The organism is Parapedomonas caeni (assembly GCF_041060555.1).
In the GTDB taxonomy this organism is placed as follows: domain Bacteria; phylum Pseudomonadota; class Alphaproteobacteria; order Sphingomonadales; family Sphingomonadaceae; genus CAUJIW01.
In genome coordinates this window covers 147,297-163,525 of record NZ_JBEUDS010000005.1, presented here as the reverse complement: position 1 = coordinate 163,525, position 16,229 = coordinate 147,297, and the positions used below count along the sequence as shown (strand labels likewise).

General features: G+C 68.9%; 14 protein-coding genes. 5 read left to right on the top strand and 9 right to left on the bottom strand.

Going from position 1 to position 16,229, the window contains the following annotated elements:
• Positions 1–264: 264 nt before the first annotated feature.
• From ABU113_RS05830 to ABU113_RS05820, 3 genes are read left to right on the top strand one after another with little or no spacing between them, the layout of a single operon-like run.
• On the top strand, positions 265–1,368 hold the full coding sequence (locus tag ABU113_RS05830) for a hypothetical protein (protein ID WP_454558550.1): 1,104 nt from the start codon (positions 265–267) through the stop codon (positions 1,366–1,368).
• A 10-nt stretch (positions 1,369–1,378) separates the two neighbouring features.
• A complete protein-coding gene (locus tag ABU113_RS05825; RefSeq protein WP_454558549.1) occupies positions 1,379–2,422 on the top strand; it encodes a phosphotransferase family protein in 1,044 nt (347 codons plus the stop codon).
• Positions 2,419–2,868 (top strand): hypothetical protein, encoded by a 450-nt coding sequence (locus ABU113_RS05820; RefSeq protein ID WP_454558548.1) that lies wholly within the window; start codon positions 2,419–2,421, stop codon positions 2,866–2,868. Before ABU113_RS05825 ends, ABU113_RS05820 begins: the two co-directional genes overlap by 4 nt.
• 2 nt (positions 2,869–2,870) lie before the next feature.
• On the opposite strand, the gene ABU113_RS05815 is transcribed toward ABU113_RS05820, so the two are convergent.
• From ABU113_RS05815 to ABU113_RS05795, 5 genes are all read right to left on the bottom strand, one after another.
• Positions 2,871–5,819, bottom strand: a complete 2,949-nt coding sequence (locus tag ABU113_RS05815) for an ATP-binding protein (RefSeq protein WP_454558547.1) — start codon at positions 5,817–5,819, stop codon at positions 2,871–2,873.
• A gap of 281 nt (positions 5,820–6,100) precedes the next feature.
• On the bottom strand, positions 6,101–6,571 hold the full coding sequence (locus ABU113_RS05810) for a DUF1178 family protein (protein ID WP_454558546.1): 471 nt from the start codon (positions 6,569–6,571) through the stop codon (positions 6,101–6,103).
• A gap of 4 nt (positions 6,572–6,575) precedes the next feature.
• On the bottom strand, positions 6,576–7,439 hold the full coding sequence (locus ABU113_RS05805; protein ID WP_454558545.1) for a carbon-nitrogen hydrolase family protein: 864 nt from the start codon (positions 7,437–7,439) through the stop codon (positions 6,576–6,578).
• Between the two features lie 24 nt (positions 7,440–7,463).
• The gene (grxC, locus tag ABU113_RS05800; protein ID WP_454558544.1) at positions 7,464–7,721 is read right to left on the bottom strand and encodes a glutaredoxin 3; all 258 of its coding nucleotides are present in this window, start codon (positions 7,719–7,721) and stop codon (positions 7,464–7,466) included.
• Between the two features lie 77 nt (positions 7,722–7,798).
• Positions 7,799–8,569, bottom strand: a complete 771-nt coding sequence (locus tag ABU113_RS05795) for a double zinc ribbon domain-containing protein (RefSeq protein WP_454558543.1) — start codon at positions 8,567–8,569, stop codon at positions 7,799–7,801.
• A gap of 69 nt (positions 8,570–8,638) precedes the next feature.
• Here ABU113_RS05795 and ABU113_RS05790 point away from each other — a divergent pair, with 69 nt between their 5' ends.
• On the top strand, positions 8,639–9,565 hold the full coding sequence (locus ABU113_RS05790) for a methyltransferase domain-containing protein (protein ID WP_454558542.1): 927 nt from the start codon (positions 8,639–8,641) through the stop codon (positions 9,563–9,565).
• Between the two features lie 76 nt (positions 9,566–9,641).
• On the opposite strand, the gene ABU113_RS05785 is transcribed toward ABU113_RS05790, so the two are convergent.
• From ABU113_RS05785 to ABU113_RS05770, 4 genes are all read right to left on the bottom strand, one after another.
• A complete protein-coding gene (locus ABU113_RS05785) occupies positions 9,642–11,819 on the bottom strand; it encodes a S9 family peptidase (RefSeq protein ID WP_454558541.1) in 2,178 nt (725 codons plus the stop codon).
• A gap of 105 nt (positions 11,820–11,924) precedes the next feature.
• Entirely contained in the window at positions 11,925–12,368 is a 444-nt protein-coding gene (locus ABU113_RS05780; RefSeq protein ID WP_454558540.1) for a (deoxy)nucleoside triphosphate pyrophosphohydrolase, read from the bottom strand.
• A 129-nt stretch (positions 12,369–12,497) separates the two neighbouring features.
• On the bottom strand, positions 12,498–13,310 hold the full coding sequence (locus tag ABU113_RS05775) for a hypothetical protein (RefSeq protein WP_454558539.1): 813 nt from the start codon (positions 13,308–13,310) through the stop codon (positions 12,498–12,500).
• A 92-nt stretch (positions 13,311–13,402) separates the two neighbouring features.
• The gene (locus ABU113_RS05770; RefSeq protein ID WP_454558538.1) at positions 13,403–15,193 is read right to left on the bottom strand and encodes an acyl-CoA dehydrogenase C-terminal domain-containing protein; all 1,791 of its coding nucleotides are present in this window, start codon (positions 15,191–15,193) and stop codon (positions 13,403–13,405) included.
• A gap of 56 nt (positions 15,194–15,249) precedes the next feature.
• Here ABU113_RS05770 and ABU113_RS05765 point away from each other — a divergent pair, with 56 nt between their 5' ends.
• Positions 15,250–16,227, top strand: a complete 978-nt coding sequence (locus ABU113_RS05765) for an L-threonylcarbamoyladenylate synthase (protein ID WP_454558537.1) — start codon at positions 15,250–15,252, stop codon at positions 16,225–16,227.
• Positions 16,228–16,229: the final 2 nt, after the last annotated feature.

Sequence of the window (16,229 nt, the reverse complement as noted above, 5' to 3'; positions counted from 1 at the left end):
AAGGCATGGCCGAACTCAACCAACCCATGATCGAGGAGGAAAATCAGCCCCTACACATCACCGCCAAAGCCGCCTGACGATGGCCCACGGCCACAGCCGAAATTACACCACCTTGACGGACGCGACCACTCCTAACAGGGCCGTGCATCCGCCCGCGCCACCGCCTCCGCGCCGCATTGACGGCGGATCGCCTTGCCGCCATGCTGCACCCTGAGCCGCGCTCAAAAATGCCACCAAGGCGCGCGACTCCCCTGGGGAGGGACCATGCTGACAAAAGCCGACGACTATCCTGTTCATCAGACACCGGAACCGATTGCCTACGCCGGCACCGACCGGAATTTCTACGACCGCTACTTCTTCAACGGCTATGACGCCGACGGCGAACTGTTCTTCGCCGTGGCACTGGGAGTTTACCCCCACCTGAACATCATGGATGCCGCCTTCTGCGTCGTGCACGACGGGGTGCAGCACAATCTGCGCGCCTCCCGCCTGCTCGGCATGGAACGCCTGGACACCATCGTCGGTCCGATCCGCGTCGATGTACTGGAGCCGTTGCAGCGCCTGCGCGTCGTGGTGGCGCCGAACGAGCATGGCATCACCGCCGACCTCACCTTCGAGGCCCGGGCACGCCCGGTGGAGGAACCACGGTTCATCCGCCGCCAGGGCCCCCGCACGATCATGGATTACACCCGGCTGACCCAGAACGGCAGCTGGTCGGGCTGGGTCGACATCGCCGGCCAACGTTTCACGCTGGAACCGGCACGCTTTCTGGGCACGCGCGACCGCTCCTGGGGCATCCGGCCGGTCGGCGCGCCTGACAGCCAGCCGGTCACCCCCGCCGAGCCGCCCCAGTTTTTCTGGCTATGGGCGCCGCTCAATTTCGCCGATGGCTTCTCGCTCTACCATCTCAACGCCGACGACCAGGGCCGGCCATGGAACACCCATGGCCTGTTCGGCGCGCTGGGCGACGCCGAACCGCGGTCAATGGCGACAGCAACGGCCGACATTGAGTACAAGCCCGGCACCCGACATGCCCGTTCAGCGTGCCTGACCTTTGTCGACCCCGCGGGCGGCGAGACCCGCATCACGCTGGCGCCGCGGTGGAACTTCTACATGTCCGGGCTCGGCTATCTGCACCCCGAATGGGGGCACGGCCTGAACAAGGGTGATCTGGCGGTCGGCTATGACCGCATCGAGATCGCCACCGCCGACGAAACGCTGCCACTGCACTGGCATGTGCAGGCGTTCGTGCGCGCCGAGATGACCGGCACGCTGGGCCGGCGCACCGGATTTGGCGTGCTGGAGCAACTCTCCATCGGTGCCCATGCGCCATCGGGCTTCACCGGCCTCATGGACATGGCGAAGTAGGAGAACAGGCATGGACGAGATCCGTCAGCGCTTCGCCCGCTATCTCGCCGCCCGCATGGAGGGCATCACCGACGTCGAGATTGTAACCGCAGCCCGCCTCCATGGCGGCGCCAGCCGGGAGACCTACCGGCTGCGCGCGCGCTACTTGCAGGAGGGCGCCACTGTCGAGCGCGGTTTCGTGTTGCGCCGTGACCCCACCGGGTCATTGATCGAGACCGAACGCGACGTCGAGTACAATGCCTACCGCGCCTACCACGGCACCGACGTGCCGGTGCCGGAGCCGCTGTTTCTGGAAATGGACGGCCAGTGGCTGGATCGTCCGTTCTTCGTGATGGAGGAGATCACCGGCTGCACCGCGGCGCCCCCGTTCCAGCCCGACCCCTACGGGCCGCTGCGGGACAGGATCGGCACGCAGTTCTGGAACATCCTCGGCGCCATCCACCGCGCCGACCCGGCGGCACGCGGCCTGACCCGATGCCTCGACATGCCCGCGCCCGCCGACTGCTGGCGTCAGGCGCTGGACTACTGGGCGGCGGTCATCGACGCCGACGCCCTGTCGCCCCAGCCTATCGTGCAGGGCGCCATCCGCTGGTTGCGACGCAACCCGCCGCCGGCACCGCCGCGCGTCACCGTCATCCACGGCGACTATCGCACCGGCAACTTCCTGTATGACGATACCGGGACCATCCGCGCCGTACTGGACTGGGAGATGTGCCATCTCGGCGACCCGCACGAGGACATCGCCTGGGCCGCCGATCCGCTGTGGGCGTTCGGCGACCCGACTCGGGCCGGGACAATGATCCCGACCGAGGAAGGCTTGCGCCTGTGGACGCAGGCATCGGGCATGGCGGTGAACCCGGAGTCGCTGCGCTGGTGGCAGGTCTTCGCCATGGTCAAGGGGCTGGCGATCTGGCTGTCGTCGTCCCGCGAATACGCGACCGGCAGCAATCGTGACCCGATTCTCGCCTTCTCCGGCTGGTTCTGCACCGCCGCCCACAACCGGATGCTGGCCGAGCGCCTGCGCGACCTGACCCTGGAGGAGTGTGCCGCATGAGACCGGAAGCCGACCACATCCTGCTGGGTGCCTGCGCCGAACTGTCGGCCAGCATCGCGCCCGCCCTGCCCGGCGACTACGCCACCGGCACGCTCAACCTCATCGGCCTGATGATGTTCATGGTGGCGGGAGAATATGACCGCGCCGCCGACGTGCGCCACGCCGACATCGAAGCGATGCGCGTGCTGCTGCGCGACGGACTGGCGCTGGTGCATGATCCATCCCTGCGCGCGACTCTGGAAGCCGCCAGCGCGGCGACGCCCGCCAGTCTGCGAATCTCGGCGCTCGATGCCGTGCACGACCAGATGGCCGCCGCGATCATTGATCTGCACGCCGCCGTCGAGGCGCGTCATGACCGCACCGGAGAGGCACTGGCCACGCGCATCTGGTCGGCGCTGGTGGATATGTCGGATCGCCATGTCCCCAGCCTGCCCTCGCCGACTTGAGGTCAGGCGTCGAGAATAGCCCGGATGCGGCGCGCCATGTCTTCGCGACGGAACGGCTTGCTCAACAGCTGTACGCCGGGGTCGAGCCGACCTTCGTGAATGATCGCGTTTTCGGTGTAGCCTGAGATATAGAGAACCCTGGCATCCGGTATCCGCGCCTGCACGGCATCAGCCAGCTTGCGACCATTCAAGCCGCCTGGCAGGACGACGTCGGTCATCAGCAGATCAAAGCGCAGACCGCTGTCGATGGCCTCCAGCACCCGCGCGGCCTGGTCGAAATCATGAACCTCATATCCGAGGCTGAGCAGCCCTTCCTTGATCAGGGCACGGACCATTTCATCATCCTCGACCAGCAGGATGGTTTCAGTGCCATGCGCCGGTTCCACACGCGTCTGGCGGGGCTCCGACGCCGCCACGGTCGAGGCGGCGCGCGGCAGGTAAAGCTTGATGCTCGTGCCCTGGTCGATCTCGGAATAGACCTTGATATGACCGCCGGTCTGCTTGACGAAACCATAGACCATGCTGAGACCCAGACCGCTGCCCTTGCCCACCTCCTTGGTGGTGAAAAACGGCTCGAACACTTTATCGATGATATCCGACGGAATGCCCTTGCCGTTGTCCGACACGGCAACCAGCACATACTGGCCGGGCGTCACGCCAGGATTGTGCTCGGCATAATAGGCATCGAGATGGGCGTTGGAAGTCTCGATGGTCAGCTTGCCACTCTCTCCCATAGCGTCGCGGGCGTTGATCGCCAGGTTGAGAATGGCGTTCTCCAATTGTGATGGATCGACATAGGCCTGCCACAACCCGCCACCACGAACCAGCTGGATCTGGATATGCTCGCCCAGAGTCCGGCGCAGCAGGTCATCAAGGCGCAACACCAGCTGGTTGACATCCACCACTTCCGGGGTCAGTGCCTGCCGGCGGGCAAAAGCGAGCAACCGGCGCACCAGTTCAGCACCACGATTGGCGGCCCTTTGCGTCATGCCGACCAGGCGGCTGATCCGGCTGTCGTTCTTATACTCCTCCAGCAGCAGTTCGGCATTACCCAGGATGACCGTCAGCAGATTGTTGAAATCGTGGGCAACGCCGCCGGTAAGCTGACCGATCGCTTCCATTTTCTGCGCCTGGCGCAATTGCTGCTCGGTATCCTTCTGTTCGGTGATGTCGCGGAAATAGATGGCGATGTCACCATTGGTCGGCGCGACCCGCACGGTGAAATAGCGGTTATTGCGTGGATTGTTATATTCGAACTCGATCAGGCGCTGCTCGGCCTTGGCGCGGTGGAGTTCCTGCTCGAAATTGGTGCCCAGCGTGTCGGGGAAACGGTCCCAGATGCTGCGGCCCAGCAGGTCCGGCAATGCGAACCCCAGTTCCGCCAGCGCGTAGTCATTGGCACCGATGAAGCGCCATGCTCCGTCGAGCTTGATGAAGGAATCGAAGGCGGTGTTGATAACGGCCTCGACCATCTGCCGGGCTTTTACCGCCTCGGCACGCGCGTCCTCGGCGCTCGCCAGGGCCGTGCGATTTTCCTGCATCAGACGCATGTTGGCGATGGCGACCGTGGCAATCCGCGCCAACTGCTCGATCACCGCCTGATCGGTGTCGGAAAATTCTCCCCGTATACGATCAGCGAGTTGAATGAACCCGATACACTGATGACCCTCGACCAGCGGTACCCCGAGCCAGCCACGCATCGACAGCGCGTCGCTCACGCCATGATCGCCTGGCAAAGGCACCATGTGCAGCGACATCTGTTCACGGGTCAGACGCAGCGCACGCCGATCATGACAGGCCGTTCGTGCGAGTGCTTCGGTCACCGCCGCACAGTCCTGCGGCCTCACCTGCGTAAAAAAGCCGGCAAGGTAAGCGGCCTGGATATCCATCCGCTCATGATCCGCCGGATCGGCGAGACCGGCGATGATGATGTTGGCAGGCACCAACTCGCGCGCGACATCCGACACCTGCAGTAAAATGGCTGACACACTGGGTGCGGCGGCGATGTCGGCGGAGGCATCGGCCAGACGCCGGAAGCGACGGGATATCTGCTCGGCCTGCCCGCTGCGTCGCTGCGCCTGGGTGAGACCGATGAACGCGAACAGCACCACCGCGATCACCAGGAGCGCTGTGATGGCGCCATCTGTCAGGGAGCGATGCCACCAGGAGGCCAGGATGCTGTCCCGCGACTGGCCGATCGTCACGACAAGCGGGTAGTCCTTCACTTTACGAAAGGCCGAAAGCCGGACAAGGCCATCCCCGACATAGGGTCGGGTAAAGGTACCGTGATCCTGCGTCCTGACCAGCGAGCGGAACGGTTCGAGGTGCGTGTAGGAGCGACCGAGCATGGACCGGATCATCGGGTAACGGGCCAGGCGCACCCCGTCGCTGCGCGACAGCGACACCACCGCACGGTTGGCAAGGTTCATCGACTCATACAACGACACGAACCGGTCGACCGCCATGGCGGCGACAACGACACCGGCGAACTCGCCGTCGCCAGAGGTGAGCCTGCGGCTGACGCGAATGATCTGCCGGCCCGTCGCCCGGCCGACGAAACCTTCCATCGGCTTGTCGACATGCAGTGAGTCGGCCGTATCATTCAGATGATGCAGATACGTCTCGGTGTTGCGGAAATCCGTCGTCGCGGGCATCTGGTCGGCCGACGTGGCGCGGAAAACCCCATCGGCATCCAGGACGAAAAACTCATACACATCCGGCGTTGAGTCGCGCCGGCGCACCAGCAGACGCTGCTGTTCGGGAGACAGGTCGCCAGCCAGCATCGCCGCTGGCATGTTCTCGCGGATGTTCTGCAGCTGCATGTCGACGGTCTCGACCGTCTGCCGGGCATGTTCGGCCACCACACTGGTGAGGTTGACCAGCGAGACCTCGGCCTCGGCCAGCTGCCGACCACGGTAGATGTAGGCCTGCACCACCACCAATGCCAGCACGAGACAGGCAAAGACCGTGAAAGCGACCGCAATCGTCAGGGGCGAGAACGCACCACGTCGCCACCGCTCTGCGAACGGCAGGGCGTCAGACAAGACAATGGCGGCATCAGGGCGACCCGCAACGGCTCCCTGCCCTCCATCCCCGGCGGGCACCGGCCTGTCCCCTCTCACCAGCCCTCTCCCCACAATCCTGACGCGTTCAGTTCTGCCAGATCAGCGCCAGAAGGGGAATACTGTATTGACTCGCTCTAAAGTGCCACTGCCGGATGCGGCAGGGGAAATCAGGCGTCTAGCCGCTTCCGCCGCCGACGGAACGGCATCGGCAGCACATCAATGCCTTCCTCGTGCAGTTCCTTCGCCTGCTCCAGCGTTGCCTCGCCGAGAATGCCGCGCGCCTCCGCCTCGCCGTAATGGATGCGGCGCGCTTCCTCGGCGAACTTGTCACCAACGTCGTCGAACGAGGCCTCGACCCTCGCCTGCATTTCCGCCAGCAGCGCCAGCGCCTGTTTCACCGCCTCGGGGGAGTGTTCGCCACCAGCCGCCACAGGCACGCTGACGGGTTCGGCCGGCGCACGCCGCTGGTTGCCCTTGGGCGCGACATTGGGCGCCATCAGTGCCTTGCCGACATCGCTGTTACCGCACATCGGGCAGGACAGCAGATGCCGGGCCCGCTGGCTCTCGTAATCGGCGGACGAGCCGAACCACGCCTCGAAGACGTGACCGTTACCGCACTTGAGATCGAACACGATCATGACGCTACACCTCGACCAGGGCGAAGCCGCGATCATGCCGGAGGGCGGGAACGCGGCCCCGCGCCACCCCTACTTGGGAAAGGTCGAGCCTGACGACAAGCCCCCCCGGCGCCTCGCCGCCATCGGCCAGCACCTCGCCCCACGGCGCCACCACCAGCGAATGGCCGAAGGTATCCCGCCCGTCGGCATGGTGGCCGGTCTGCGCCGGGGCCAGCACGAAGCAGCCCGTCTCGATGGCGCGGGCTTTCAGCAGCGTGTGCCAGTGGGCCTGGCCGGTGGTGCGGGTGAAAGCCGCCGGCACCACCAGGATGTCGGCGCCGGCCTGCGCCAGCGTCCGGAACAGATGGGGGAAGCGCAGGTCGTAACAAATGGCGTGCCCCAGCCTGCCCCACGGCGTCGCCGTCACCACCGCCCGGTCGCCGGGCCGGTATGAGGCGGACTCGCGGTAACGCTCGCCATTGGGCAACTCGACGTCGAACAGGTGGATCTTGTCGTACCAGGCGCGGATGACGCCCGCGTCGTCGATGAGGAACTGCCGGTTGACCAGCATGTCGGCGGCCGGACCGTCCGCATCCGGCACCTTCAGCGCCAGCGAGCCGATCAGCAGCCAGACCTTGAGTTCGGCCGCGAGCCCGCGCGCCAGCGCCAGCGTCTCGTCCTCGGCCTCGGTGCGGGTGTTGGTGAGCAGGCGCGCCTTGTTGCCGTCCAGCACACCGGTCATCTCCGGCGTCAGGATGAGCCGGGCGCCCGCCGCCGCGAGGTCGCGCACGCCGGACTCCAGCGCCAGGGCATTGCCGGCGGGCTCGATGCCCGACGTCATCTGCAGCAGGCCGACGGTCAGTGTCGGCGGGGGGGCGGCATCGCTCATGGTCGGGGCGCCGGCGTGCCGCGTTCAGGCCGCCAGCAGCGGATCAAGCCCGCCGCGCGCGTCCAGCGCGTGAAGGTCGTCGCAGCCACCGACGTGACGCCCGTCGATGAAGATCTGCGGCACGGTGCGCGCGCCGTGCGCCCGCTCGACCATCGCCGCCCGGCCCTCGGGATCAAAGGAGACGTCATATTCGGTGAACGCCGCGCCCTTGGCCGTCAGCAGTTGCTTGGCCCGAACGCAATAGGGGCACATCGCGGTGGTATAGATTTCGACCTTGGCCACGCCTTACTCCTGAAACAGTTTGGCCCAATATGGTCGGGCCGGCGATCTGTCACAAGTCCGCAAACCATCGGGTGTGGTCAGGCCATCAGCACCACCCGCGCCAGCGTCGCCACCCGCACCTCGCGCGCACCCGCCTTGAGCAGGGCCGTGGCACAGGCGTCCAGCGTCGCACCGGTCGTCATGACATCATCGACCAGCAGCACCGTCCGACCCTGTACATGCGCCACCCGGCGAGGATTGACCGCGAAGGCGCGCCGCACATTGGCCCGCCGCGCCACGCGGTCAAGCCCCTGCTGTGGCGGGGTGGCACGCAGCCGCAGCAGAGCATCGAGCACCACCGGCCGTCGCACCAGCCGGGCCAGCGCACGCGCCAGCAACGCCGCCTGGTTGTAGCCGCGCCGCCAGATACGCCCCCGATGCAGCGGCACCGGCACCACCATCAGGTCCGGCACGTCCAGCAGCCCGGCAACCGCGCGCGCCAGCGCCGGCGCCAGGTGGCGCGCCTGCTCGGGGCGGTCGCCATGCTTGAAGGCGACGATGGCGGCGCGTGCCGCGCCGTCGTAGCGCCACACCGCCCGGGCGCGGGCGAAGGCCGGCGGATTGGCAAGGCAGGCGCCGCACTTGAGCCCGCCGTCCTCCGGGCTGCCGTCACCCTCGACATGTCCCTGGGACGGCGACTCGAACGGCAGGCCGCACTGGACGCAGGCCGGGCCGTCGAGAAAGCCGAGGCTCGCCCAGCACTCCGAGCAGAACAGGCCGGGCGCCGAGACCAGCGCACCGCAGGCCATGCAGCGCGGCGGCAACACCACGTCGAGCAGCCCGCGCAACGGGCGAAGAGCCCCCCTCATCATAATCGGGCAGCATAGCGGCCGGATAATCGCTTGGCGACGGCGCGCCCGCACGCCATATGCGCAGGCATGAGCGACGCGCCCACCCCGCCCCCGACGACTTCCGCCACCGGCGCCGCCCCGGTGAGCGAAATCTTCGACCGCCGCCAGCGCCGCCGCCAGTGGCAGCGGACGGCGCGGGCCGGCGCGAATGACGGTGCCCTGCTCGACCTGCTGGTCGACGACCTGCTGGACCGGCTGGCGCTGGTCAATCGCCGCTTCACCCGGGTGCTCGATCTCGGCTGTCACGACGGCCGGCTGGCGGCCCGGCTGGCCGGCGACGGCGTGTCGGTGGTGACCACCGAGGTCGCCGCCGCCGATGCCGCCCGTCCGAGCCTGCCGCTGGTGGTCTGCGAGCCGGACCTGCTGCCCTTCGCGCCCCACAGCTTCGACCTGGTGGTCGCGGCGGGCAGCCTGCACTGGGTCAACGACCTGCCGGGCGCGCTGGCGCAAATCCGCCATGTCCTGGTACCCGACGGGCTGTTCCTGGCGACCTTCCCCGGCGGCGCCAGCCTCGCCGAGCTGCGCCATGCCCTGCTGGCGGCGGAGGAAGACGTCACCGGCGGCGCGGCACCGCGGGTGTCGCCGATGGTGGACATGCGCGAGGGCGGCGCCCTGCTGCAGCGGGCCGGCTTCGCCATGCCGGTGGCCGACTGCGACCGGCTGACCCTGACCTATGCCCATCCGATGGCGCTGCTGGCCGAGCTGCGCGCGATGGGCGAGACCAACGCGCTGGCCCAGCGTGCCCGCCGGCCGCTGCGCCGCGACGTGCTGGCGCAAGCCTGCGCCCTCTATGCGGAACGCTTCGGCCTGCCCGACGGCCGGGTGGCGGCGACGCTGGAGGTGGTGACGCTGATGGGCTGGGCGCCCGGCCCCAACCAGCCGGTGCCCAAGCGACCGGGCTCGGCCACCGTCAGTCTGGCGGACGTGCTGGAGCCCCGGACACCGCGCGACTGACGCCGCCGGGCGTGCCCGACAGGGTTAGAATCCAACCCTGCCAATCGGCCACGCATCGCGAACGACGGCGGCCGGTCTATTCCTTGGTCGGCGTCGGGCCGCCCATCAGGGCCGTGCGCAGGCCGGGGACGTTATCTGCCCCCACCGGCACCCGCATTTCGCTCTTCATGAGCAGCGCCGGCGCGATCGGCTCGGCCCGGCCGCCAAGGCAGGCGCCAAGGAAGGCTTCCGTCAGCCCGAGGAAAGCGCGCTCGTTGTCCGGCCGGTCGTAGCCGCCGGCCTCGCCAACGAACACCGCCGCCGTCACCGGCTTGCCGGCGGCGGCGAGCTTCTGGGCGAACGCCATCAGGTCCGGTTCCAGCGCCGCCCGATCCCGCCCGCCCATGGCCAGCAGCAACGGCTTGCCGATGCTGTCGGCGCGATTGACCGGCGAGGCGGCGGCAAGCGCGGTGCGGCCTTCCTGCGTCGTCGGATCGCCGACACGGTTGACGATCAGATCGTAGGTGGCGACGTCGGCCGGCGCCACGCCATCGGCCAGCTTGACCAGGTCCACCGGCGGATGGCTGGCGACGGCGCAGGCGTAGCGGTCCCCCTGGCTGGCGAGCCCCATCAACGCGGCATAGCCGCCGAAGGAGGCGCCCATCAGCGCCACCTTGTCCTTCCGGGCATAGCCGCGCGCCACGGCCCAGGCCGCGCCGGCCTCGATGTCGGCGGGGATGATGCTGGCCCAGCCATTGTCGGCCGCCGCGAGATAGGCCTTCCCGAAACCGGCCGAACCCCGGTAGTTCACGCTGAGCACGGTATAGCCGCGATTGGCCAGCCACTGGTGGGTGGGCAGCCAGCCGAGCCGGTCGCGCGTCCATGGTCCGCCATGCACCAGCATCACCAGCGGCGCGGCCGCCCTGGGCAGGCCATCGGCATCGACCGGCACCTGTTGGGCCGGGGTGAGGTAACCGGTGGCCTGCAACCCGCCTTCCAGCGGCACCGTCACCGGCACGGTGCGCGCGATCGGCGATTTGGCCGGCAGGTCGCGCAGGCTGAACAGCAGCACCGGCTGGCCGCCCCGGCGGTAGAGATAGAAACGGGTCGGCCGCGCGCCATCATCGGCCGCCAGCAGCCAGGCCTTGCCATCGTTGCTGATGTCCAGCACCGCCACCTGCGGCGCCAGCGTCGACAGCACCGCGGCATCGGCGGCGTAGGCCTGGTCCAGCGCCTGCCACCGGCGGGTGGCGCCCTCGATCGCCGCCAGTACCGGACGGTCCGTCGCCGGGTCGATCACCACATCCTCGACATCCGCCGCGGCAGGGGCCTCGGTGAGCGGTGTCAGCCGGCCGCTCGCCACGTCGATCGCCACCAGCCGGCTGGTGTCGCCATCGCGGCTGTCGCGGGCAAACAGAGTCGCGCCATCGTTGGACAGACCGACCAGCGCGGTGGTCAGCGCGTCTTCCGCCGGCACCTGGGCGAACGGCACGAATCCGCCGCCTTCCGGCCGCCGCCACAGGAAGCCGCCCGTCGGCACCGCCTGCTGCACCACCCGCACGGCAAGCGCGGCATCGGCGACGAAGCCGTCATAGCGATCGTTGGCCAGCACCAGTGTGCGTTTGCCGGTGGCGAGATCGAGCCGGTAGAGGTCCCGGTAGGGGGACTCCGCTCGCGCCAGGCCGAGCAGCAGCGCGTCGGGCTGGGCGGCGGAGGCCGCGACAACCAGCGGCCGGGCACCGGTGCCAGTGAGCAGGGTGCGGTTCTTGCCACCCTTGAGGTCGTGCACCATCAGCTGCCAGGCGTCGTCGCCCCGCAGCGAGTTGACGATGAACAGCAGCCGCTGGCCATCCGCCGACCAGCTCACCGCATCCACCGAGGAGTCACTGAACCGGGTGAGCTGGCGGGCATTGCCGGGTTCGATGACCGCGGCGACGAACAGGTTGGGCTGGCCTTCGGCGGGGCCAAGCCAGGCCACCTGCCTGCCATCGGGCGACAGGGTCGGGCTGGCGTGGGTCGGCAGCGAGAACAGGGCATCGCGCGGAATCAGCGTCGCGCTGTCGGCGGGAGCCGCCGGACCACCGCCCTGCCGCCACCACCACAGGCCCGCGCCGCCGACAACCAGCAGCAGCGCCAGCACCAGCAGGATCAGCACCCCCCGGCGCCGGCGCGACGGGCTGCCAGCGTTGGGCGCGGCCACGGCATCAACGGGCTCGACATCCGGCGGCACCATGGCCGGGGTGGTGTCATCGTTGCTGCGAGACTCGTCGGCCATCCGCCTTCACCCTGATTGTCCGCGTTTGCGTTACCCGCGTCCGCCCCGTCCGCACCGACCGCGCGCCGGACGCTGCCGAGCGAACCCTAGACCCTTTGGCCCGCCCTACACCAGCGCGGCGATCATGCCGACCAGCGGCACGTCGGCCGGTGGCATCGGCAGGCTGTACAGTTCATTGATCGCCGCCCAGCGCACGGCCTGACCCTCGCGCGGCTGGATGGCGCCGCGCCATTTGCGGCAGGCATAGACCAGCATCAGCAGGTGGAACGTCTCGTAGGCATGGCTGGCGAAGGTCAGCGGCGCCAGACAGGACACCGAGGTATCGATGCCCAGCTCCTCGTGCAGCTCGCGCACCAGCGCCGCTTCCGGCTTCTCGCCGGGCTCCAGCTTGCCGCCGGGAAATTCCCACAGGCCGGCCATCGACTTGCCCTCGGGACGCTGCGCCACCAGCACCCGGCCGTCGGCATCTATCAGGGCGGCCGCCACCACCATCACCGTCGGCAGGGCGGGGTCGCCAAGACCCGGCGGCGCGGGGCAATCATCAAGCATCAAGGGCGTCATCAGTTTCCGCAGACTGCATCCGATTCGGTGAGCGCCCGTCATAGAGGATCAGCAGAGCGGCGGGGAATCGAATTTCACGCCCGCCGCATCGCAAGGCCCGGGCGCCGTGGCCCCGGCCTACAGCATCCCGCCAGCGCTCAGACGGGCTGCGAGGGCATCAGCCTCGGCGACGCGACCCTGTTGGCGCAGAAGCGCGAGATAATCCTGCCCGGCCGCCTGCCACAGCACGGCAGCCTCGCCGTCTGCCGGTCGCTTGACGTCGAGCAGCTGATTGTAACGCTGTTCAGCGGCGACAACCTTGCCGGACGCGGTATCGACCCGCGCACCCAGCAGTTCAACACGCACCCGCGTGATGTCGGACCAGCCGAGCGCTGGCCGGACAATCGCCTCCGCCTGCTGCTGGTACTGTCGGGCCGTGGCGACGTCGTTCAGGCGCAGCTCCAGCTCCACCAGCGACAGATACGCCATGGCGACACGCGGGTCCGTTTGGCCATAGGCCTGCTGACTGGCCGACAGGTAACTGACGTAGGCGTCGCGCGCCGCCGGCCCGTCGGCACCGACCTGCAGGTCCCCCATCGCCCGATAGAGATAGGCCTTGGCGGCCCAGTTCGCGCGATCATCGCCGTCGAGCTTGCCAAGGGCATAGCGGATGTCGGCCAGCGCCACGCCAGTCCGGCCGACCTGCTGCGCCAGATCGGCGGCGGTGAGTACGAGATGAACATAGGCGTCCGGTTTCACCGGGCGCTCCATGATGAGATACATCGAGGCCGCCTCGCGGGCCATGCGAAGGGCAGCCTTTGTGTCGCCACCCTCCACGGCCCGGGCCGAGGCCCGGTAGGCCTGCTGCCAGGTCTCCTGCGCCTGGGCCGGCTGGACCGCCACAGCCCCCAGCAACATCGCCAGAATCAGCACACGTGACTGTCCCCGCATCGCCTTGCCCTCCCCGCAGGTTGATCAGGGCAGTTTAGCCCATCGGCCAAAGCCCACAACCGGAAAGGATGAGACCGGGATCGCGCGGCGTCTCAGGCGGCGAACTGGTCCTCGCTCAGCGCGTAGAGCAGCGCGCCGCCCCGGGTAACGGGGCCGAGCAGCGCGGTCGCCTGCGGCACCACCTGTTCGGCGAAGAAGCGCGCGGTGACGATCTTGGCCTTGAGGTAGGCCGGGTCGCCCTCGCCCGCCGTCAGTCGCTCGGCGGCGACCGCCGCCTGGCGGGCAAGCAGCCAGCCGCCCAGCACGATGCCGAACATCCGCAGGTACGGCGTGGCGCCGGCGGCGGTGTTGTCGACCTCTTCCGGCTTCTGGCCGGCCAGCCAGACGGTGGCGGAGTTGAGCGCGTCCAGCGCGTCGGTCAGATAGGGCTTGATCGCGCCCAGATCGCCATTGGCCGGCAGCTGGCCGAGGAAGTTGCGGATGTCGGTGAACACCCGGCGCCAGTGGACGCCACCGTCCATCGGCAGCTTGCGGCCGACCAGATCGAGCGCCTGGATGCCGTTGGTGCCCTCGTAGATCGGCGCGATGCGCGAATCACGATAGTGCTGGGCCGCCCCGGTTTCCTCGATGAAGCCCATGCCGCCGAACACCTGCACGGCCAGGCTCGACATCTCGACACCCATGTCGGTGGCGTAGCCCTTGGTGATCGGCGTCAGCAGGTCGGCCAGGCCCTGGGCCGCCTTGCGGGCGTCGGCGTCGGTCTCGGCGTGCGCCCGGTCGACCGCCGCGGCGTTGAGGTAGGCCAGCGCGCGGATCGCCTCGGTGGTCGCCTTCATGGTCAGCAGCATGCGGCGCACGTCGGCGTGCTCGATGATGCGCACCGGCGCCCGCGAACCGCCCAGCCGGGCCGACTGCACCCGGTCGCGGGCATAGGCCAGCGCCCCCTGATAGGCCCGTTCGGCGATCGACACGCCCTGCAGGCCGACATTGACGCGGGCGTGGTTCATCATCGTGAACATCGCCTTCATGCCGGCGTTTTCCGCCCCCACCAGATAGCCGACGCAGTTGTCGTTGTCGCCGAAGCTCATGGTGCAGGTGGGCGAGGCATGGATGCCGAGCTTGTGCTCGATGGAGACGCAGCGCAGGTCGTTGCGCGCGCCGAGGCTGCCATCGGCATTGACGAGGAACTTCGGCACGATGAACAGCGAGATGCCCTTGGTGCCGGCCGGCGCGTCCGGCAGGCGCGCCAGCACCAGATGGATGATGTTGTCGGCGCAGTCGTGCTCGCCCCAGGTGATGAAGATCTTCGAGCCCTTGATGCGGTAGCTGCCGTCGGCATGGGGTTCCGCGCGGGTGCGCAGGGCGCCGACGTCGGAGCCGGCCTGCGGCTCGGTGAGGTTCATGGTGCCGGTCCACTCGCCGGAGACCAGCTTGGTCAGATAGACGCTCTGCTGTTCCGGGCTGGCGTGGGCCGCCAGCGCCTCGATGGCGCCCTGGGTCAGCATCGGGCACAGCGAGAAGGCCATGTTGGCCGAGGTCAGCTGTTCCTGCACCGCGCTGGCCAGCGCGAACGGCAGGCCCTGGCCGCCATGGTCGGGGTGCGCGCCCAGGCTGCCCCAGCCGCCCTCGACATACTGGCGATAGGCGGCCTTGTAGCCTTCCGGCAGGGTGACGACGCCATCGTTCCACCGCGCGCCCTCGGTGTCGCCAAGGCGGTTGAGTGGCGCGAACACGCCGGCGGAGAACTTGCCCGCCTCCTCCAGAATGGCGCTGACCAGATCGGGCGACAGCGCCGCGAAGGCCGGCAGGCGGGCCAGCCCGTCGAGGTCGGCAATGGTTTCAAGCGCGAAGCGCTGATCGGCGATGGGGGCCGTGTAGGTCACGCGACTTTCTCCCGGAATCGAATGGCATCTGTTTTCGCGACCCCGTATAGCGCCTGATGATGAACGGACAAGCGCCAGAGCCCGCCACGGCGGTGATTCCCGCCGATGCCGCCGGCATCGCCCGGGCGGCCGACGCGCTGCGCGCCGGCGCGCTGGTGGCGCTGCCGACCGAGACGGTCTATGGCCTCGCCGCCGATGCCACCCGGCCGCGGGCGGTGGCGGCGATCTACGCCGCCAAGGGCCGACCGAGCTTCAACCCGCTGATCGTCCATGTCGACGGCCCGGCGATGGCGGAGAAACTGGTCGAGACCCCGCCGCTGGCGCGGGCGCTGATGGCCCGTTTCTGGCCCGGGCCGCTGACGCTGGTGCTGCCGCTCAGGCCCGACGCCGGCATCGATGGCCGGCCGCTGGCCGGTCTCGTCACCGCCGGCCTGCCGACGCTGGCGGTGCGCTGCCCGGCCCACCCGGCGATGCAGGCGGTCATCGCCGCGCTGGGTCATCCGGTGGCGGCCCCCAGCGCCAACCCGTCGGGGCGGATCAGCCCGACCCGCGCGGCCCATGTGCTGGCGGGTCTGGCCGGCCGGGTGGGGCTGATCCTCGATGGCGGGCCGACCAGCGCGGGCCTGGAATCGACCATCGTCGCCGTCGAGGGCGAGCGGCTGCGGCTGCTGCGCCCCGGTCCGGTGCCGGCCGAGGCGCTGGCCGAACTGGCGCCGGTCGATACCGCCGCACCAGGGGCCGCGATCACCGCGCCGGGGATGCTGGCCAGCCACTATGCGCCGCGCCAGCCGGTGCGGCTCGACGCCACCGACAGGCGGCCGGGGGAGTATCTGATCGGCTTCGGCGCCATCGACGGCGACATCAACCTCAGCCCGGCGGGCGACCCGGTGGCAGCGGCCTCGCGGCTGTTCGAGGCGCTGCACGCGGCGGAAGCCAGTGGCGCCGCCGCCATCGCCGTGGCGCCGATCCCCGACACCGGCCTGGGCGCTGCGATCAACGACCGGCTGCGCCGCGCCGCCGCGCCGCGCGGGTGACG

What these genes read in the sequence shown, in the direction of transcription:
- ABU113_RS05780 (WP_454558540.1), bottom strand. Translation starts at nt 12,368, where the DNA reads ATGCTTGATGATTGCCCCGCGCCGCCGGGTCTTGGCGACCCCGCCCTG.
- ABU113_RS05810 (WP_454558546.1), bottom strand. Translation starts at nt 6,571, where the DNA reads ATGATCGTGTTCGATCTCAAGTGCGGTAACGGTCACGTCTTCGAGGCG.
- ABU113_RS05820 (WP_454558548.1), top strand. Translation starts at nt 2,419, where the DNA reads ATGAGACCGGAAGCCGACCACATCCTGCTGGGTGCCTGCGCCGAACTG.
- ABU113_RS05785 (WP_454558541.1), bottom strand. Translation starts at nt 11,819, where the DNA reads ATGGCCGACGAGTCTCGCAGCAACGATGACACCACCCCGGCCATGGTG.
- ABU113_RS05775 (WP_454558539.1), bottom strand. Translation starts at nt 13,310, where the DNA reads ATGCGGGGACAGTCACGTGTGCTGATTCTGGCGATGTTGCTGGGGGCT.
- ABU113_RS05825 (WP_454558549.1), top strand. Translation starts at nt 1,379, where the DNA reads ATGGACGAGATCCGTCAGCGCTTCGCCCGCTATCTCGCCGCCCGCATG.
- ABU113_RS05795 (WP_454558543.1), bottom strand. Translation starts at nt 8,569, where the DNA reads ATGAGGGGGGCTCTTCGCCCGTTGCGCGGGCTGCTCGACGTGGTGTTG.
- ABU113_RS05805 (WP_454558545.1), bottom strand. Translation starts at nt 7,439, where the DNA reads ATGAGCGATGCCGCCCCCCCGCCGACACTGACCGTCGGCCTGCTGCAG.
- ABU113_RS05790 (WP_454558542.1), top strand. Translation starts at nt 8,639, where the DNA reads ATGAGCGACGCGCCCACCCCGCCCCCGACGACTTCCGCCACCGGCGCC.
- ABU113_RS05830 (WP_454558550.1), top strand. Translation starts at nt 265, where the DNA reads ATGCTGACAAAAGCCGACGACTATCCTGTTCATCAGACACCGGAACCG.
- ABU113_RS05765 (WP_454558537.1), top strand. Translation starts at nt 15,250, where the DNA reads ATGATGAACGGACAAGCGCCAGAGCCCGCCACGGCGGTGATTCCCGCC.